The organism is Geodermatophilus sp. SYSU D01180, from assembly GCF_054050415.1.
In genome coordinates this window covers 71,542-89,588 of sequence record NZ_JBJGZH010000014.1, presented here as the reverse complement: position 1 = coordinate 89,588, position 18,047 = coordinate 71,542, and the positions used below count along the sequence as shown (strand labels likewise).

Sequence of the window (18,047 nt, the reverse complement as noted above, 5' to 3'; positions counted from 1 at the left end):
AGGGAGCACCCCGACATGACCAGCACCGACCCGCGCGCCCTGACCGTCGGCCACACCGACAACTCGATCCTCATCCACGCCGACCTCGACCACGTCTGGTCGATGACCAACGACCTGCGGTCCTGGCCGGACCTGTTCACCGAGTACCGCAGCGTGGAGGTCCTGGAGTCCACCGACACCTGGTTCCGGTTCCGGCTGACCATGCACCCCGACGAGTCCGGGCGGGTGTGGAGCTGGGTGTCCGAGCGGACCCTCGACCCGGCCACCCACGAGGTGCGCGCGCGCCGCGTGGAGCCCGGGCCGTTCGAGTTCATGGACATCCACTGGAGCTACACGGCCGAGGACGGCGGCACCCGGATGCGCTGGGTGCAGGACTTCCGGATGCGGCCGGAGGCCCCGGTCGACACCGAGACGATGACCCGGCGGATCGACGCGAACAGCAAGGTCCAGATGGGGATCATCCGCGACAAGGTCGAGGCGGCCGCGACCCGGGGAGCGGTGGGGTGACCGCGGCGCGGGGTCCCGCGGTCGTCCTGCCCGGGGAGGAGGGCTCCCGCCCGGGCATGGTCGACCCGTGGCTGGCCGACCCGGTGGCCGCGGCCACCGTGTCCGAGGTCGACGCCGTCGTCGGCCGCGACGTCGCCGCCTGGTGGCGGGACCCCGCGACCGCACCCGACCCCGTCGCGGCGCACCTCGAGGTCGTCGTGACCGGGGTGGCCGGCTACCGCAGCCTGACCGCCCGCGGGCTCTTCCCGGCGGTCGTCGCCGGGCACGGCGTGGGCGAGTTCGCCGCCCTCGTCGCGGCCGGCGCCCTCGAGCTCGACCAGGTCGTCGAGCTGGTGCACTGGCGCGCCGAGCTGCTGTGCCTGGCGCCCCGGCCCTCCTGCGCGGGCCTGGCCGCCGTCCTCGGCCCCGGCGCGGAGCAGGTCGCCCGCGCCGCCGTCGCGGCGGTCGGCGACGACGGCCCGCTGTGCGTCGCCGCCCTCGACGCCCCGCAGCGCGCGGTGCTCTCCGGCGGCCGCACCGAGCTCGCCCGCGCGGCCGAGGTCGTCCGCGCGGCGGGCCTGGAGCTGGTGCGGCTGCCCGGCCGGGCGCCGTGCCACGGGCCGCTGATGGCGCCGGTCGCCGCGCACCTGGTGACCGCGCTGGCCGACCTGGACTGGTCGGTCCCGCTGGTGCCCGTCGTCCCCAACGCCGACGGCGAGCCGACCCGCGACCCCGGCCGGCTGCGCGCGGCGCTGCGCCGCCACCTCACCGCGCCGGTGCTCTGGGAGGCCACCTCCCGCGCGCTGGTCGCCACCGGCGCGACGTCGGTCGTCGAGATCGGCGCCGAGCCGGTCCTCGGGCCGCTGGTCGCCCAGGTGCACCCCGGCCTGCCCGTCCGCCTGGCCGCGGGGCCGGGCGCGCCCGTCCCCGCCGACGTCCCGGGATCCGCGCTCGCGGACTCGGTCCCCGCCTGACCCGCTCCGAGGAGAGACATGACGACGATCCAGCACGCGCCGGCCACCCCGACGCGCTGCGGCCCCACCGTCCACCGCGCCGACACCGCGCCCAACCGCCGCCGCGGCGGGGACATCCGGGTGCTGCTGTCCCCGGCCAGCGTGGGCTCGACCGCCGGCTTCATGGGCACGCTCACCCTTGAGCCCGGCGAGGTCGTGACCGAGCACTGGCACCCGTACTCGGAGGAGTTCCTCTACTGCCAGGAGGGCGACGTCCTGGTCACCCTCGACGGCGAGGAGCGCCGCCTGGTCGCCGAGTCCGCCGTCCACATCCCGATCGGCGTGCGGCACCGGATCGTCAACGACACGGGCACGACGGCGACGTTCGTCTTCCTGTGCGGTCCGCTGGCGCCGCGGCCGGAGCTCGGCCACGTGGACACCGAGCTGCCCCCGGGCGTGCGGTGAGCACCGACCGGCGCCGGGTCGTCGTCACCGGCATCGGGGTGGTCGCCCCCGGCTCGATGGGCCGCGAGGGCTTCTGGGACATGCTCACCGAGGGGCGGACGGCGACCCGGCGGATCACCTTCTTCGACCCGGCCCGGTTCCGCTCCCAGGTCGCCGCCGAGGTGGACTTCGACGGCCGCAAGCTGGGCCTGACCGCCCACGAGGTGTTCCGCAACGACCGGTTCGTCCAGATGGCGATGGTCGCCGCGGACGAGGCGGTCGCCGACAGCGGGCTGCGGTTCGGCGCCGACGACGGCCCGGACGGCGACCGCGTCGGCGTGACGCTGGGCAGCGCGGTCGGCGCGACGATGCGCCTGGAGCAGGAGTACGTGCAGGTCAGCGACTCCGGCCGGCTGTGGGAGGTCGACCCGCGGTACGCCTCGCGGTTCCTCGCCTCCGCGCTGGTGCCGAGCTGCGGCGCCACCGAGCTCGCCGTCCGGTTCGGCGCGCACGGCCCGGCGACCGTCGTCTCCACCGGCTGCACCTCCGGCATCGACTCGGTCGGCTACGGCGCGCAGCTGGTCGAGGACGGCGACGCCGACGTCGTGATCGCGGGGGCCAGCGACGCCCCGATCTCACCGATCTCGATGGCCTGCTTCGACACCATCCGGGCGACCACCGACAGCAACGACGACCCCGAGCACGCCTCCAAGCCCTTCGACGCCCGCCGCAACGGGTTCGTCATGGGCGAGGGCGCGGCGGTGCTCGTGCTCGAGGAGCTCGGGCACGCCCGCCGCCGCGGCGCGGAGGTGTACTGCGAGGTCACCGGCTACGCCAACCGCTGCAACGCCTTCCACATGACCGGGCTCAAGCCCGACGGCACCGAGATGGCCGAGGCGATCACCCGGGCGCTGGACCAGGGCCGCATCGCGCCGGACGAGGTCGGCTACGTCAACGCGCACGGCTCGGGCACCAAGCAGAACGACCGGCACGAGACCGCGGCGGTCAAGAAGAGCCTGGGCGTGGCCGCCGGCAGTGTGGCGATGAGCTCGATCAAGTCGATGGTCGGGCACTCGCTGGGGGCGATCGGGTCGATCGAGATCGCCGCGACCGCGCTGGCGGTGCAGCGCGGCGTGCTGCCGCCCACGGCCAACTACGAGGTGCCCGACCCCGAGTGCGACCTCGACTACGTGCCGAAGGTGGCGCGGGAGCAGAAGGTCGACGTCGCGATCTCGGTGGGCAGCGGCTTCGGCGGGTTCCAGTCGGCGATCGTGCTGGCCGCGCCCACGCGGAGGGAGTCGTGAGCGGGCTGCTGGTCACCGGGATCGGCGTCGTCGCCCCGACCGGTGTCGGCGTCGAGGAGCACTGGGCCTCGCTGGTCCGCGGGGAGCCGGCGGTCCGGCCGCTGGAGGGCTTCGACGCCGAGCGCTACGGCGTCCCGCTGGCCGGGCAGGTGCGCGACTTCGTGCCCGCCGACCACGTCTCGCCGCAGCTCATGGTGCAGACCGACCGGTGGACGTGGATGTCGCTGGCGGCGGCCACCCTCGCGGCGCAGGACGCGGACTACACCGCCCCCGAGGACGACGTCTACGCCACCTCGGTGTTCCTGGCCTCGGGCTCGGGCGGCAACGAGTTCAGCCAGCACGAGATCCAGGGGCTGTGGGCCAAGGGGCCCCGGTCGGTGGGCGCCTACCAGTCGATCGCCTGGTTCTACGCGGCCTCCACCGGCCAGGTCTCCATCCGCGACAAGTTCAAGGGCCCCTCGGGCGTCGTCGTCACCGAGGGCGCGGGCGGGCTGGACAGCATCGGCTGGGCGCGGCGGGTGGCCCGCCGCGGCACCCCGGCGGTGCTGGTCGGCGGCACCGAGGCCGGGCTGTGCCCGTACGCGGTGCTCTGCCAGGCCACCGGCGGCCGGCTGTCGGGCGCCGACCGCCCGGAGGACGCCTACAAGCCCTTCGACCGGCGGGCCAACGGGCACGTCGTCGGCGAGGGCGGGGCGATCCTGCTGCTGGAGGAGCCCGGCGCGGCCGCGGCCCGCGGCGCGCCGAAGGTGTGGGGCGAGGTCGCCGGCTACGGCGCCACCCACGACGCCCACCACCACGAGGACCCGGCGCCCGACGCGACGCAGTACGCCCGGGCGATCCGGCTGTCGCTGGCCGACGCCGGCGTCTCCCCGGACGAGGTCGACCTGGTGATCGCCGACGGCGCCGGCGTCCCGGAACTGGACCGGCTGGAGCTGGAGGCGCTCGGCGCGGTGTTCGGCGGGCGGTCGGCTCCGGTGCCGGTGACCGCGCCGTCGTCGTGGACCGGCCGGCTCATGGCCGGCGGGTCGGCGCTGAACGTGGCGACGGCGCTGCTGGCGATGCGGGACGGGATCGTGCCCGGCACCGCCTTCCTCGACGACCCGGTCGAGACGCCGCCGGGGGTCGACCTGGTCCGCGCCGGCCGCGTGCAGGACCTGGCCACGGTGGTCGTCCTCGCCCGCGGCGCCGGCGGCTTCAACAGCAGCCTCGTGCTGCGCCGACACGCTGGAGGGGCAACGGCATGACCACCCTGGAGGAGCGGCCGACGACGCACGACGGCGCGGTGCGCACGCTGCTGCGCATGCGGGTGCGGGAGGGCTGCGAGCAGGCGTTCGAGGACGCCTGGCGCGAGGCGGCGGCGCAGATCGCCTCGGTGCCCGGCAACCTCCGGCAGGAGCTGATGCGGGACGCGGCCGACCCGCGGACGTTCCTCGTCGTCGCCGACTGGGTGGACCGGGCGGCGGTCGACGGCTTCGGCCGCTCGGCCGCCCGGGAGACGCTCACCGCGGCGCTGCGGGACCTGCGCGAGGACGCCGACCGCAGCACCTACGAGGTGCTGTACGGGATCACCGGCGGCGAGCAGGCCTCGCACGTGCGCGTGGACATCAGCACCAAGGTGGCGCCGGGCGAGGAGGAGGCGTTCGAGCGGGCCTACGGGATCGTCACCGAGCGGCTGCGCGGCACCAAGGGGCTGATCCGCGAGGAGCTGCTCCGGGAACCGGACTCGGACCTGTACCACATCTTCGCCGAGTGGGAGTCCGACGAGGACTTCCGCAACTGGGTGGAGGACCCCTCGCACGCCGACCAGAGCGGCCCGCTCATCCGCTGGCTGTCGGTGTTCTTCCAGCGCAAGCTCTACGAGATCCGGTTCCGGCCGCAGGAGGCCGGCGTGCGGGGCGTGCGGGCGGCGGCACCCCCGGCCCCGGCCCCCGCCCCTGCTCCGGCTCCGGTGGAGGCACCGGCCGAGGTGCCGGCCCCGCGGCCGGCGCTGGCCGAGCCGGTCACCGCGCCGATCGACCTCGGCTCGCTGCCCTCACCGCTCCCCGTGCCGGCGGCCCCCGCCGCGCAGCGGACCCGGCCGGACGCCGAGGTGCTCGTGATCGGCGCCGGGCCGGCGGGGCTGACCGCCGGCATCGAGCTGGCCCGCCGCGGGATCGCCGTCCGCGTCGTCGACAAGCGGCCCGAGGCCTCGACGCAGGCGGACAAGGCGATCGGCATCCACTGCCGGACGATGGAGATCTGGGAGGACCAGGGCATCGTCACCGAGGCGATGGACGCCGGCAGCTGGCTCTACGGCCAGACCGTCTTCGTCAACGGCAAGCTCACCCACCAGGTCGACTGGTCGGGCCTGGAGGAGCTGCCCTACGCCCACCTCGGCCTGCCGCAGTACGAGACCGAGCGGATCCTCGGCGACCGGCTGCGGTCCCTCGGCATCGAGGTGGAGCGCGGCGTCGAGCTCACCGGCTTCACCCAGGACGACGAGGGCGTGACCGCGCAGCTCGCGCACGCCTCCGGGGAGGTCGAGGCGGCGCGGGCGGCCTACCTGGTCGGTGCCGACGGCGCCTCCAGCGCGGTGCGCGCGCAGCTGGGGCTGCGGTTCGACGGCGGGCTGTCGATGTTCCCGCAGCTGTTCATGCTCGGCGACGTCGACGTCGACTGGGACATGCCGCCGGGCCACCTGCTGCGGTGGGTGCGGATCGAGGACGACGGCGACTTCACCGGCATGCTGGTCTGCGTCCCGCTGCGGGGCCGCAACCGGTTCCGGGTGGCCACGCTGGCGCCGAAGCGGCTGCAGGAGACGATCGGCAGCGGCGTCGTCCCCGCCGGGTTCTGGAAGGAGTACGACCCGCCGGGGCTGGCCGACATCCAGGCCGCCATCGACGACCTCGGCCCGGCCGGGACGACGGCGAGCAACCTGCGCTGGTCGTCGGTGTTCCGGATCAAGCACGGCATCGTCGACCGGTACCGGGTGGGCCGGGTGTTCGTCGCCGGGGACGCCGCGCACCTGCACCCGCCGGCCGGCGGCCAGGGCATGAACACCGGGATCCAGGACGCGTGGAACCTGTCCTGGAAGCTCGCTCTCGCCGTCCGCGGGCAGGGCTCCCCCGGGCTGCTCGACAGCTACGAGGCCGAGCGGCGCCCGGCGGGCAAGGCGATCGTCGACCGGGCCGTGGCCATCGCGTTCACCGACGAGATGGACATGGAGGACGAGAAGGCGCAGTTCCTGCTCGAGATGCAGATGACCATGAACTACGCCGGGAGCCCGCTGGTCGGTCAGGTCGACGGCGACTTCGCGGGCGGGCCGGAGCCCGGCCACCGGGCGCCGGACGTGACGGGCCTGCGCCGGTTCGGCGTGGCGCACGACGTCCGGCTGTTCGACCTCACCCGCGGCACCCACGCGACGCTGCTGCTGTCGGCCGACGCCACGGCCGACCCCGCGGCGCTCGAGGAGCTGGCGGTGCGGATCCGGACGGCGACCCGCGGGCAGGTGCACCCGTACCTGCTGCTCGCGCCGGGCACCCCCGTCCCGCCCCTGGTGGAGCTGCCGGTGCTCACCGACCCCGGCGACGGCTTCCGCACCGCGTACGGGATCGCGGGCCCGGGCACGGCCGCGTACCTGGTCCGGCCCGACGGGCACGTCGGCTTCCGCACCCGGCCGGTGTCCGAGGAGGTGCTGCGGGAGCACCTCGCGGGCGTCTACGCGCTCTGAGACGCGGGTCCCGGGCGGCAGAGACGGCCATCTCTGCCGCCCGGGACCGGCTCAGCTGGCGCGCAGCGCCGGGTAGTCGGTGTAGCCCTCGGCGCCGGACGCGTAGAACAGGTGCGACCGGATCTCGTTCTCCGGGTGCTCGCCGGCCCAGCGCTCGACCAGGTCGGGGTTGGCGATGACCGCCCGGCCCACGGCGACGACGTCGGCGTGCGCGGCCTCGATGAGCGCGACCGCCTCCTCGCGGGTGGTGACCGAGCCGAAGCCGCTGTTGGCCATCAGGTGGCCGCCGAACCGGCTGCGCAGCTCCTGGACCAGGTCGCCGGCCGGCTCGCGGTGCAGCACGGAGAGGTAGGCCAGGCCCAGCGGGCGCAGCTGGTCGACCAGCGCGCCGTAGGTGGCGCGCACGTCCTCGCGGTCGGTCTCGAGGGCGTCCTGGATGTCGTGCTCGGGCGAGATGCGCAGCCCCACGCGGCCCGCACCGATCGCCTCGGACACCGCGGTGACGACCTCGACCACCAGGCGGGCGCGGTTCTCCGGGGAGCCGCCGTACTCGTCGTCGCGCACGTTGGACGCCGGCGAGAGGAACTCGTGCAGCAGGTAGCCGTTGGCGCCGTGGATCTCCACGCCGTCGAGGCCGGCCTCCACCGCGCGCTCGGCGGCGCGGACGAAGTCGCGGACGACCTCGCGGACCTCGTCGGTGGTCAGCGCGTGCGGCACCGGGTAGGGCTGCTTGCCCTTCTCGGTGTGGCCGGCGCCGTCGATGGCGATGGCGCTGGGGGCGACGACGCGGCGGCCGCCGTTGACGTCGGGGTGGGTCACGCGGCCGCCGTGCATCACCTGCACGACGATCCGGCCGCCGCGGGCGTGCACGGCGTCGGCGACGCGGCGCCAGCCGGCCACCTGCTCGTCGGTGACGATGCCGGGCTGGCCCACGAACGCCTGGCCCTCGTGGGTCGGGTAGGTGCCCTCGGTGACGATGAGGCCGACGCCGGCGCGCTGCTCGTAGTGCTCGACGACGAGGTCGCCGGGGACGCCGGCCCTGCCGGAGCGCATGCGGGTCAGCGGCGCCATGGCGACGCGGTTGGCGAGCTCGAGGTCGCCGAGGGTCACGGGAGAGAACAGGTCCACGGGGATTCCGACACCTCGCGGAGCCGGGCCATTCCGGGATGCGGGCGGCGTCACAGGCGGCACGATGACGCCGTGTCCCTCCTGTCCGACGTCGTCGAGGGCTGGTCCCCGGGCCCGCTCACCGACGCCGCGCCGGTCGCGCCCGGGCCCGCGGCCGCGTTCGCCGCCGTCCTCGACGAACCCGCGCCGCCCCTCGCCGACGGCGACCCGCTGCCGCCGGGCTGGCACTGGTTCACCTTCCTCGACCGGCCGGCCACCGCCGACCTCGGCGACGACGGCCACCCCCGCGCCGGGCACTTCCTCCCGCCGCTGCCGCACCGGCGCCGGATGATCGCCGGCGGGCGGATGGAGGTCGCCGCGCCGCTGCGGGTGGGTGCGGTGGTCGAGCGGACGTCGTCGCTGGCCCGCTGCGAGGTCAAGGCCGGGCGCAGCGGGGAGATGCTGCTGGTCACCGTGCGCAGCGAGTACCGGGAGGACGGCGCGCTGCTGGTCACCGAGGAGCAGGACGTCGTCTACCGCTCCCAGGAGGCCGGCGCGTCCCCGGCCCCGGCGGGCGCCGGGTCCCCCGCCGGCGAGGGCGACCACGTGGTCGAGGTGCTGCCGGACCCGCCGCTGCTGTTCCGGTTCAGCGCGCTCACCTACAACGCGCACCGCATCCACTACGACCAGCCCTACGTGACGCGGGTCGAGGGGCACCCCGGTCTCGTGGTGCACGGGCCGCTGCTCGCCCTGCTGCTGCTCGAGGTCCCGCGCCGGCACGCCCCGGACCGGTCCGTCACGTCGTTCGCCCACCGGCTGACGCGGCCGGCGTACGCGGGCACGCCGGTGCGGGCGACCGGCCGGCTCGACGGCGACCGGTTCACGCTCAGCGCGGCGGCGGTGGGGCAGCCGGCGTCGGTCACGGGGACCGCGGTGCTCGCGGGGGCCGGCCCGTGCTGAGCCCGGAGGAGCGCGACGTCGTCGCCACCGTGCGCACCTTCGTCGACCGCGAGGTCCGGCCGGTGGCGCGCGAGCTCGAGCACGCGGACACCTACCCCGAGGCGCTGGTCGAGCGGATGAAGCAGCTCGGCGTCTTCGGCCTGGCGATCCCGGAGCCGTGGGGCGAGGCGCCGGTGTCCGTGCCCTGCTACGCGCTGGTCACCGCGGAGCTCGCGCGCGGGTGGATGTCGCTGGCCGGGGCGATGGGCGGGCACACCGTCGTCGCCAAGCTGCTGCTGGCGTTCGGGACGCGGGAGCAGCAGGACCGCTGGCTGCCGCGGATGGCCACCGGCGAGGTGCGCGCGACGATGGCGCTCACCGAGCCCGGCGGCGGGTCGGACCTGCAGGCGATGCGGACCGTCGCGCGGCGGGACGGCGGGGGCTGGGTCGTCGACGGCGCGAAGACCTGGATCACCAACGCCCGCCGGTCGCAGCTGGTGGCGCTGCTGTGCAAGACCGACCCGCAGGCGCAGCCGCGGCACCGCGGGGTGTCGGTGCTGCTGGTCGAGCACGGGCCGGGGCTGACCGTCTCGCGGGACCTGCCCAAGCTCGGCTACAAGGGCGTGGAGAGCTGCGAGCTGTCCTTCGACGGGTACCGGGCGCCGGCCGACGCCGTCCTCGGCGGGGTGGAGGGCCGCGGCTTCGCGCAGATGATGACCGGGCTGGAGACCGGCCGGATCCAGGTGGCCGCGCGGGCGCTCGGCGTCGGGCAGGCCGCCTTCGACGACGCGCTGCGCTACGCCCAGGAGCGGGAGAGCTTCGGGAAGCCGATCTGGCGGCACCAGGCGGTGGGCAACCTGCTCGCCGACATGGCCACCTCGCTCACCGCCGCCCGGCAGCTGGTGCTGTACGCGGCGGAGCGCCACGAGTCGGGACAGCGGTCGGACATGGAGGCCGGGATGGCCAAGCTGTTCGCCTCCGAGACGGCGATGAAGGTGGCGCTGGACGCCATCCGGGTGCACGGCGGGCACGGCTACTCGACCGAGTTCGACGTCGAGCGCTACTTCCGCGACGCGCCGCTGATGATCGTCGGCGAGGGCACCAACGAGATCCAGCGCGACGTCATCGCCCGCCAGCTCGTCGCCCGCGGCGGCCTGGACTGAGGCACCGCGGGGACCCCGGCCGTACGGTCCCGGCATGGACCTCGACGCCTTCTGGACCGTGATCGAGCGGAGCCGTCCCGCGCCCGGGTCCGACGACCCGATGGCCTCCCAGGAGGAGGCCCTCACCGAGGAGCTGTCCGCGCGCGGGACCGACGACGTCGTCGCCTTCGCGCGGCACCTGCACGAACAGGTCGAGCGGGCGAACGAGTGGCGGGTGTGGGCCGCCGGGTACGTCGCCGCCGGCGGCATGAGCGACGACGCCTTCCTCGACTTCCGCGTCTGGCTGGTCGCCCAGGGCAGGGAGGCGTTCGAGCGGGTGCTCGCCGACCCCGACGCCCTGGCCGACCTGGAGTGGGACGAGGACGGCGAGGTCTTCAGCGAGGCCGAGTCGCTGGCCTACGTGCCGGCCGAGGTGCTCGAGGAGGCCGGCGTCGATCCCGAGGACCTCGACGTGGACATGGCCGCCGGCTCCTCCGACGACCCCCGCGGCGAGCCGTTCCCGAGGACGACGACGCCTGGTTCGCCGCACACCTCCCCCGCCTGACGGCCCGCGCGTCCGGCGGCTGACGCGTCCCCGCGGGAGCGCCCGACAGGACCGCGACGAGAACGTCCAGGGCGGCCCCGGCCGGAGCCGGGACCGCCCTGGACGGGGTGTCGCCGCGGTCAGGCGGCCGCGCGGCGGCGGGTGACCAGCGCGCCGGCGACCACGCTCACCACGACCCACCCGGTCAGCACCAGCACCGGCCGGGTCTGCGCCTGGCCCAGCGCCAGGGCCAGCACCGCCTCGGCCGGGTCCAGTCGCGACCCCACCGCGGGCTCGAAGGTCCGCACCAGGGGCAGCACCCCGAGCACGACCAGGTAGAACGCGGTCAGCGTGGCCGGGGTGTTGGCCAGCGCGGCCCCGACGCCGGCGCCGGTCACCGCGAACACCGCCCCGGCGGCCACGACCACCCCGAGCGCGCGCCCGGCGCCCGCCCACGACGCGCCGTCGACGAGGACCGCCAGGACGCCCGCGGTCAGCGCCGCCGACAGCGCGGCCAGCACCGCGCCGAGCAGGGCGACGGCGACCGCCTTGGCGGCCAGCACCCGGCCGCGGCGCGGGACGAGCAGGTAGGTGGTCTGCACCGTCCGGTGGCTCCACTCCCCCGCCGTGGACAGCACGCCCAGCGCCACCAGCACCAGGCCGGTGAGCACGCCCATCACGCCGATCGGGCCGGTGACCGAGGCCAGACCCTCCTCGCTCGCCGCCGCGACGACCGCGGTGGCGGCCGGCGCCAGCAGCACCGCGGCCGCGGCGAGCGAGCGGCCCGAGCGCGTGGACAGGGACTTGCGGACCTCGAGGCCGACCAGCGCGGCGGGCGAGGGCGCGCCGGCGCGGACCGGCGGGCGGGCGCCGGCGGGCGGGGCTCCGGGGGCGGGGACGACGGCGGGCAGGACGGCGGCCATGGTGGTCTCCAGGGAGTGAGGAGGGGTCAGGAGGCGGTGGTGAGCTGGAAGAACAGGTCCTCGATGCCGCGGCGGACCGGGCGCAGGTCGGTGAGGACGTGGCCGCCGGCGGCGGCGACCGCGCCGACCCGGCCGGGCTCGGCGCCCGGGACGACCAGCGCGCCGTCGGGCCCGTGCTGCACGTGGAACCCGGCGGCCTCCAGCGCCCGGGACAGGGCGGCGGGGTCGGCGGCCCGTACGGAGGTCCCGTCGCTGCCGAGCAGGTCGCTCACCGGGCCGTCGGCCACGATCCGCCCGGCGCCGATGACCAGCAGCCGGTCGACGGTCGACTCGACCTCGCCGAGCAGGTGCGAGGACAGCAGCACCGTGCCGCCGCGGGCCGCGTGGCCGCGCAGCAGGTCGCGCATCCAGCGGATGCCCTCCGGGTCCAGCCCGTTGGCCGGCTCGTCGAACACCAGCACCGGCGGGTCGGCCAGCAGCGCCCCGGCGATGCCGAGCCGCTGCCGCATGCCGAGCGAGTAGCCGCCGATCCGGCGGCGCGCGGCCGGGGTGAGCCCGACCAGCTCGAGCACCTCGTCGACCCGCGCCGCCGGCACGCCGACCGCCGAGGCCAGCAGCCGCAGGTGCGTCCGGCCGGTGCGCCCGGGGTGGACCGCCGAGGCGTCGAGCAGCGTCCCGACGACGGCGGCCGGGTTCGGCAGGCCGGCGTAGGGGCGGCCGTCGATCCGGGTGGTCCCCGCGGTGGCCGGGACCAGGCCGGTCATCATCCGCATGGTCGTGGTCTTGCCGGCGCCGTTGGGCCCGAGGAACCCGGTCACGGTGCCGGGCTCGAGGGTGAAGGACACGTCGTCGACGACGGTCCGGGAGCCGAACTGCTTGGTCAGTCCGCTGACCTCGATCACGGGGACCTCCTGCGGGTCTCGACCGGCCGGTCCGGTCACGGCGACGAGCCTGGCCGCGGTGGGCCGCCGTCCGCGTCGGCCGCGGGGCTCGACTTGCGGCGACGGGTGACCGATCCCGTGTCGTCCGAACGGTGACGCCGGACCACGACCGACGGGCGACCCGTACGGCCGGCCGCCCGTCCTACGCTCCGGCGCATGGGCCTGCGGGAGCGTCTGTGGCCGGGACTGGGGCCCGGCGGCGTCGCGCTCGAGGTCGTCCTGGCGGTGCTCGGCACCGTGGTCGTCGGCCTGTCCGCGGCGACCCCGGACGGCGGTCCGCCTGCACTCGTCGTGCCCGGGACCGTCGTGCTGGCGCTGACCCTGCTGCTCCTGCGCCGCCGTGCGCCGCTGGTGCCGTTCGCCGTCGGGGCGCTCATGGCCGCACTCGGTCCCGCCCTGACCGTCGCCACCCCGCTCACCGCCTACGCGGTCGGGCGGTACGAGGGACGCTGGCCGGTGCGTGCGGCCGCCGCCTTGGCCGGGGCCGTCGCCCTCGTTCGCCCGTGGGACCTCGGGACGGCGGAGGAGGCCGTCGGCGGGCTGGGCGCGATCGGGCTGGTGCTGCTCCTGCCCGGCGCTCTCGGGATCTGGCAGCGCACCCGAGTGCTGCTGCTCGCCGCACTGCGGGACCGGGCGGTGCGGGCCGAGGCCGAGCGGGAGCTGCTGGCCCGGGAGGCCGTGGTGGGCGAGCGGACCCGGATCGCCCGGGAGATGCACGACGCCGTCGGGCACCGGGTGAGCCTCATGGTGCTGCAGGCCGGCGCGATCGAGGTGGCCGCCGGCGACCGGCAGCGGGTGGAGCAGCTGGCCGGGCAGGTGCAGACGGCCGGGCGGAAGGCACTGGAGGAGCTGCGTCAGATGGTCGGGGTGCTGCGCGCGGAGGAGGTCGACGAGGCCGCGCCGCTGGGCCCGCAGCCGGGGCTGGCCGACCTGCCGCGGCTGGTCGCGTCGGCCCGCGAGGCCGGGATGGCCGTCACCTGGGCCGGTCCCGCGGAGGGGACCGCGCCGGTCGACCCCGTCGTCGGCCGGGCGGCGTACCGCATCGTGCAGGAGGCGCTGACCAACGCTGGCCGGCACGCCCCCGGCGCGCCGGTCCGGGTGACCGTCGAGCGGCGGCCCGGCGAGCTGCACGTGACGGTCGTCAACGGCCCGCCGGGCCGCGTCCCGGACGCCGTCCCCGGCGGCGGCTTCGGCCTGGTCGGGCTGGCCGAGCGGGTGCGCACGCTGGACGGGCGGCTGGTCGCGGAGCCCCGGCTGGACGGCGGCTTCGGCGTCGAGGCGGTGCTGCCGGCGTGAGCGGGGACGGGCGCCGGATCCGGGTGCTGCTGGTCGACGACGAGGAGCTGGTCCGCTTCGGCCTGCGCACCGTGCTGGAGGCGGCCGGCGACGTGGAGGTGGTCGGGGAGGCCGGCGACGGCGCAGCGGGCGTGGCCGCGGCGCGGGAGCTGCGGCCCGACGTCGTGCTCACCGACGTCCGCATGCCCGGGATGGACGGCCTGGCCGCGACCCGCGAGATCCTGGCCCTGCCCGACCCGCCGCAGGTCGCCGTCCTGACCACCTTCCACGTCGACGAGTACGTCTACGCGGCGCTGGCCGCGGGCGCGGCCGGGTTCCTGCTCAAGGACACGCCGCCGCGGGAGATCGCCGCCGCCGTGCGCGCGGTGGCCGACGGGACGGCGACGCTCTCCCCCGCCGTCACCGCCGGACTCATCGCCTCCTACGTCGGCAGCCGGGCGGCCCCGCGGCGGGCCGAGGCGCTGCGCCGGGTGGCCGCCCTGTCCGACCGCGAGCGCGAGGTGCTCACCCTGCTCGGCAGCGGCGGGTCCAACGCCGAGCTCGCCGGCCGGCTGTTCGTCAGCGAGGCCACCGTGAAGACCTACGTCTCCCGGCTGCTCACCAAGCTGGACCTGGCCAACCGCACGCAGGCCGCGATCCTCGCCCACGAGGCCGGCCTGCTCGAGGGCTGACCGGCCCCGCTCAGCGCGAGAGCAGGCGCCGGGTCTGGCGGGCCCGGGCGACCAGGGAGCCGTCGACGGCGCGCAGCTCGGCGTCGTCGACCGCGACGTCGGCGTCGGCCCAGGTGGTGACCTGGTCGATCCGCACCCACGCGCCGGTCTCCGGCGGCGGGCCGGCCAGGTGCGCGGTGAGCTCGACGGTCGGCATCACCGCCGGCGTGGTGCGGACGGCGAACAGCGCCGGCGGCAGCGCGTCGAGCAGCACGCCGAGCTGGACCAGCGGCTCGAGGTCGCCGTCGATGCGGACCCACGCCGACAGCCGCGGCTCCGGACCGCCGGCCAGCGGGCGCGAGGGCCCCAGCGCGCGGACCTCGGTGTGGTCGGCGATCGGCACGAGGTCCCGCGGCAGCTGCACCGGCACGCCCTCGCGCACGGTCGGCCCGGGCGCCGGCGGCGCGCTCTCGGAGACCGGGGAGGCGGGGCGGGCCAGCGTGAGCACCTGGGCGACGGCGAGCACCCGGCCCTGCTGGCTCATCGTGGCCCGCACGCTGCCGGTGGTCCCGGCGCGGTCGGGGGCGGCGTCGACCGCCGTCTCCACGCCCGGCTCGACCCCGGCGAGCAGGTGGGCGGTGACCGCGCGCGGCGCGGCGCCGGTGCGGTCCGCGGCGGCGGCCATCAGGTGCCCGGCCACCAGGCCGCCCTGCACGTGCGTGAACGACCGCCAGGACGGGTCGAAGACGAGCGGCGACGCCTCGAGAGCGATGGCGGTCACGGGTTCCTCCTCCCGCCTCGGTTGGACTGTCCAACCGAGACGGGAGGACCGTACACCCGCCGGTACGGATGTCAAACCGTCGTGTCGGCGTCCTCGAGCGCGAACGAGCCGGTGGCCACCTCGCCGGTGCGCCGGTGGGCGGTCATCACCGCGCCGGTCGAGGTGGTCGCCGAGGAGACCAGCTCCCAGGTCCGCGGCGCGGCGCCGCCCTCGAACAGCCGCTTGCCCGCGCCGAGGACCACCGGGAAGACGATGGTGCGCAACTCGTCGACCAGGTCCTCGGCCAGCAGCGTCTGCACCAGCCCGATCGAGCCGTGCACCTGCAGCTCGCCGCCGTCGGCCGCCTTGAGCTCCCGGACGGCGGCCGGCACGTCGGCGCCGAGCAGCCGGGCGGTGGACCACTCCAGCGAGGTCAGCGTCCGCGACGCGACGTGCTTGGTCTTCGTCTGCAGCGCCTGGGCTACCGGGTCCCCGGTGGCGTCCACGTGCGGCCAGTGCGCGGCGAAGATCTCGTACGTCGTCCGGCCCAGCAGGAAGTCCTCGGCCGGACGGAACCAGGCGTCCATCTGCTCCCCCATCGCCTCGTCGGCGAAGGGCACCAGCCAGCCGCCGTGGGGGAAGCCGCCGGACGGGTCCTCCTGCGGCCCGCCGGGGGCCTGGGCGACGCCGTCGAGGGTCAGGAACGTGGTGACGGTGAGCGGGCGCATCGGTCTCTCCTCCGGGGTGGTGCGGTCGGAGGTGCAGACGGCGGGCGGCGCCGGGACTCATCGGTCCGGGTGAGCCCCGTCGGGCCCACTCCAGTCGTGCACGACCGGTGTCGATGGGAGGAGGTCACCCCGGTCCGGACGAGGAGCACCCGATGGCCCGACAGCGCACCGACGCCGAGCAGCAGATCGCCGACCTGCTGCGGACGGCGCGCACGTCGCTGCACATGAGCGTGGCGTTCCTCAGCCGCATGGACGGCACCACCCAGCACCTGGAGGTGGTCGACACCCGGGTGCCGGTGCTCGTGCAGGAGAAGGCGAAGGTCGCCCAGGACACCTCGTTCTGCCAGGCGATCCTCGACGGGAGGCTGCCCGCCGTCATCGACGACGTGACGCGCCACCCGCTGGCGATGTCGCTGCCCTCGGCGCGCATCCCCCGCATCCGCAGCTACGTCTCGACGCCGGTCACGCTCTCCGACGGCAGCCTGTACGGCACCTTCTGCGCCTTCGGCTTCACCTCGGACAAGGAGCTCACCCGCCGCGACGAGGCGCTGATGCAGGTCCTCGCGTCGGCGGCGTCGGTGATCATCGAGCCCGAGGTCCGCGAGCAGCAGCGCCGCGACGACATCGACGGCCGGCTCGACCCGCTGGTGGCCGCGGGCGGCCCGAGCGTGGTCCTGCAGCCGATCGTCGACCTGGTCACCGGCGCCCGCGTCGGCGCCGAGGCGCTCAGCCGCTTCCCGCGCGAGTGGGGCAAGGGACCCGACGTCGTCTTCGAGGAGGCGCACAGCGTCGGCCGCGGGCACGAGGTGGAGCTGCTCGCCCTCCGCGGCGCGGCGGCCCACCTGGACCGGGTCGGCGGCTACGTGGCGATGAACGTGTCCCCGCAGACCCTGCTCACCCCGGAGTTCGCCACGCTGCTGCGCGAGCTGCCGCTGCACCGCATCCTGCTCGAGCTCTCCGAGCACGACCCGGTCGAGGACTACGACGCGCTCACCACCGCGCTGGTGCCCTTCCGGGCGGCCGGCATGCGGCTGGCCATCGACGACGTCGGCGCCGGCTTCTCCTCGCTCCGGCACATCGTGGTGACCAGCCCCGACGTCATCAAGATGGACCGCAGCATCGTCAGCGGCCTGGACACCGACCCGGTGCTGTCCAAGCTGGTCGGGTCGCTGGTGACCTTCGGGCACAGCTGCGGCGTGACGGTGGTCGCCGAGGGCATCGAGACGGCGGAGGAGGCGGCCCGGCTGCGCGACCTCGGCGTCGACCTCGGCCAGGGCTGGTACTACGGCCGCCCCGGCCCGCCGGAGGCGCTGTCCCCCGTGACGCCGCCGGTGGCCCTGCCCGCCGCCTGACGCCGGGGCGCCGGCCGGCGCAGCAGGTAGACGACGTGGTCGGGAGGGTCGACCGGGTTGTCCGGCGTCAGCGGCCCCTCGGCCACCCGGGTGAACCCGGCCCGCTCCAGCGCCCGCCAGGACGCGACGTTCCCGGCGGCCACCGGCACCAGGACGGCGTCGGCCTCCGGGTACGCCGCCCAGCTCTCCGCCACGAACGCGGCGATCATCGCCGTGCCCGCTCCCCCGCCGCGGACGCCGGGCTCCCCGACGAGGTAGTCGATCGACAGCGCCCGCGGCGGCAGGTCCACCACCGGCGCGAGCTCCTCGACGTACTCGGGGAAGTCGGCGATCCGGTACCGCTGCACGAGCCCGAACGGCCGCCCGCCGGCCAGCGCCAGCAGCACCTCGCCCGGGTCGGTGCCGTCGATGCTCGGACCGAAGTCGGCCTCCAGCGCCTCGGGCGTCGTCTCGTGCGCCCACCAGCGGGCCACCAGCGGCTCCTCGAGCCAGCGGCCCACCAGCGGCAGGTCCGCGCGGGTCAGCGGGCGGAACGTCACCGGCCCGTCGAGCACCCGCCCACGCTAGCCCGGCTCCCCTACGCCAGGACCGGCCGCGCGTGCCACCCGGGCCCACCCGATGGGGGGAGGCGCCCTCGAGGTCCGGCCCGGACGCGCCGATGCAGAGGAGGTCAGCAGCCACCCCGAGGAGCTCCGGTGCACGCACCCCGACGGCCGTCCGCGGCCGGACCCCCGACCGGCCGGCCGGCCCCCGGGGCGCCCGGTCCGGT

At 76.2% G+C, this 18,047-nt stretch carries 18 protein-coding genes; 12 read left to right on the top strand and 6 right to left on the bottom strand.

The genetic code is table 11. The annotated features are described in order from the left end of the window. The first annotated feature begins 15 nt into the window (after window positions 1-15). Genes ACI8AA_RS14410 through ACI8AA_RS14385 form a run of 6 tightly spaced genes read left to right on the top strand, consistent with a single transcriptional unit; the run spans window position 16 to window position 6,896 of the window. On the top strand, window positions 16-507 hold the full coding sequence (locus ACI8AA_RS14410) for an SRPBCC family protein (RefSeq protein WP_457045091.1): 492 nt from the start codon (window positions 16-18) through the stop codon (window positions 505-507). Further along, window positions 504-1,460 (top strand): ACP S-malonyltransferase, encoded by a 957-nt coding sequence (locus tag ACI8AA_RS14405; RefSeq protein WP_457045090.1) that lies wholly within the window; start codon window positions 504-506, stop codon window positions 1,458-1,460. Before ACI8AA_RS14410 ends, ACI8AA_RS14405 begins: the two co-directional genes overlap by 4 nt. Window positions 1,461-1,478: 18 nt before the next feature. Beyond that, window positions 1,479-1,904, top strand: a complete 426-nt coding sequence (locus tag ACI8AA_RS14400) for a cupin domain-containing protein (RefSeq protein WP_456936149.1) — start codon at window positions 1,479-1,481, stop codon at window positions 1,902-1,904. Next, window positions 1,901-3,187: a beta-ketoacyl-[acyl-carrier-protein] synthase family protein gene (locus ACI8AA_RS14395; RefSeq protein WP_457045089.1), complete on the top strand. Its 1,287-nt coding sequence runs from the start codon at window positions 1,901-1,903 to the stop codon at window positions 3,185-3,187. Before ACI8AA_RS14400 ends, ACI8AA_RS14395 begins: the two co-directional genes overlap by 4 nt. Further along, window positions 3,184-4,431, top strand: a complete 1,248-nt coding sequence (locus ACI8AA_RS14390; RefSeq protein WP_457045088.1) for a beta-ketoacyl synthase N-terminal-like domain-containing protein — start codon at window positions 3,184-3,186, stop codon at window positions 4,429-4,431. Before ACI8AA_RS14395 ends, ACI8AA_RS14390 begins: the two co-directional genes overlap by 4 nt. Further along, on the top strand, window positions 4,428-6,896 hold the full coding sequence (locus tag ACI8AA_RS14385; protein WP_457045087.1) for an FAD-dependent monooxygenase: 2,469 nt from the start codon (window positions 4,428-4,430) through the stop codon (window positions 6,894-6,896). Before ACI8AA_RS14390 ends, ACI8AA_RS14385 begins: the two co-directional genes overlap by 4 nt. Window positions 6,897-6,947: 51 nt before the next feature. Here ACI8AA_RS14385 and ACI8AA_RS14380 read toward each other — a convergent pair whose 3' ends face one another. Then, the gene (locus ACI8AA_RS14380; protein WP_457045086.1) at window positions 6,948-8,024 is read right to left on the bottom strand and encodes an alkene reductase; all 1,077 of its coding nucleotides are present in this window, start codon (window positions 8,022-8,024) and stop codon (window positions 6,948-6,950) included. A 72-nt stretch (window positions 8,025-8,096) separates the two neighbouring features. On the opposite strand from ACI8AA_RS14380, the gene ACI8AA_RS14375 reads away from it, so the two are divergent. The 3 genes from ACI8AA_RS14375 to ACI8AA_RS14365 are packed head-to-tail and all read left to right on the top strand — an operon-like array spanning window position 8,097 to window position 10,649. Further along, window positions 8,097-8,963 (top strand): FAS1-like dehydratase domain-containing protein, encoded by an 867-nt coding sequence (locus ACI8AA_RS14375; RefSeq protein WP_457045085.1) that lies wholly within the window; start codon window positions 8,097-8,099, stop codon window positions 8,961-8,963. Further along, window positions 8,957-10,105 carry an acyl-CoA dehydrogenase family protein gene (locus tag ACI8AA_RS14370; protein ID WP_457045084.1) on the top strand — a complete coding sequence of 383 codons (1,149 nt, stop codon included), beginning with the start codon at window positions 8,957-8,959 and terminating at the stop codon, window positions 10,103-10,105. Before ACI8AA_RS14375 ends, ACI8AA_RS14370 begins: the two co-directional genes overlap by 7 nt. A 34-nt stretch (window positions 10,106-10,139) precedes the next feature. After that, window positions 10,140-10,649 carry a DUF4240 domain-containing protein gene (locus ACI8AA_RS14365; protein ID WP_457045083.1) on the top strand — a complete coding sequence of 170 codons (510 nt, stop codon included), beginning with the start codon at window positions 10,140-10,142 and terminating at the stop codon, window positions 10,647-10,649. 119 nt (window positions 10,650-10,768) lie between these two features. On the opposite strand, the gene ACI8AA_RS14360 is transcribed toward ACI8AA_RS14365, so the two are convergent. Together ACI8AA_RS14360 and ACI8AA_RS14355 are read right to left on the bottom strand one after the other, a co-directional pair. Then, window positions 10,769-11,551, bottom strand: coding sequence for a hypothetical protein (locus ACI8AA_RS14360; RefSeq protein WP_457045082.1), 783 nt, complete (start codon window positions 11,549-11,551; stop codon window positions 10,769-10,771). A gap of 26 nt (window positions 11,552-11,577) precedes the next feature. Continuing rightward, window positions 11,578-12,453 (bottom strand): ABC transporter ATP-binding protein, encoded by an 876-nt coding sequence (locus tag ACI8AA_RS14355; RefSeq protein WP_457045081.1) that lies wholly within the window; start codon window positions 12,451-12,453, stop codon window positions 11,578-11,580. 195 nt (window positions 12,454-12,648) lie between these two features. Here ACI8AA_RS14355 and ACI8AA_RS14350 point away from each other — a divergent pair, with 195 nt between their 5' ends. After that, the gene (locus tag ACI8AA_RS14350; protein WP_457045080.1) at window positions 12,649-13,788 is read left to right on the top strand and encodes a sensor histidine kinase; all 1,140 of its coding nucleotides are present in this window, start codon (window positions 12,649-12,651) and stop codon (window positions 13,786-13,788) included. Then, window positions 13,785-14,459, top strand: coding sequence for a response regulator transcription factor (locus ACI8AA_RS14345; RefSeq protein ID WP_457045079.1), 675 nt, complete (start codon window positions 13,785-13,787; stop codon window positions 14,457-14,459). The genes ACI8AA_RS14350 and ACI8AA_RS14345 overlap by 4 nt, the downstream gene beginning before the upstream one ends. 10 nt (window positions 14,460-14,469) lie before the next feature. Here ACI8AA_RS14345 and ACI8AA_RS14340 read toward each other — a convergent pair whose 3' ends face one another. After that, entirely contained in the window at window positions 14,470-15,219 is a 750-nt protein-coding gene (locus ACI8AA_RS14340) for a thioesterase family protein (RefSeq protein ID WP_457045078.1), read from the bottom strand. Window positions 15,220-15,290: 71 nt separating this feature from the next. Further along, window positions 15,291-15,926 carry a dihydrofolate reductase family protein gene (locus ACI8AA_RS14335; RefSeq protein WP_457045077.1) on the bottom strand — a complete coding sequence of 212 codons (636 nt, stop codon included), beginning with the start codon at window positions 15,924-15,926 and terminating at the stop codon, window positions 15,291-15,293. Between the two features lie 152 nt (window positions 15,927-16,078). Here ACI8AA_RS14335 and ACI8AA_RS14330 point away from each other — a divergent pair, with 152 nt between their 5' ends. Then, the gene (locus ACI8AA_RS14330; protein ID WP_457045076.1) at window positions 16,079-17,278 is read left to right on the top strand and encodes an EAL domain-containing protein; all 1,200 of its coding nucleotides are present in this window, start codon (window positions 16,079-16,081) and stop codon (window positions 17,276-17,278) included. Here the strand turns inward: ACI8AA_RS14330 and ACI8AA_RS14325 are convergent. Then, window positions 17,209-17,832 (bottom strand): GNAT family N-acetyltransferase, encoded by a 624-nt coding sequence (locus ACI8AA_RS14325; RefSeq protein WP_457045075.1) that lies wholly within the window; start codon window positions 17,830-17,832, stop codon window positions 17,209-17,211. The genes ACI8AA_RS14330 and ACI8AA_RS14325 overlap by 70 nt on opposite strands. Window positions 17,833-18,047 lie beyond the last annotated feature (215 nt).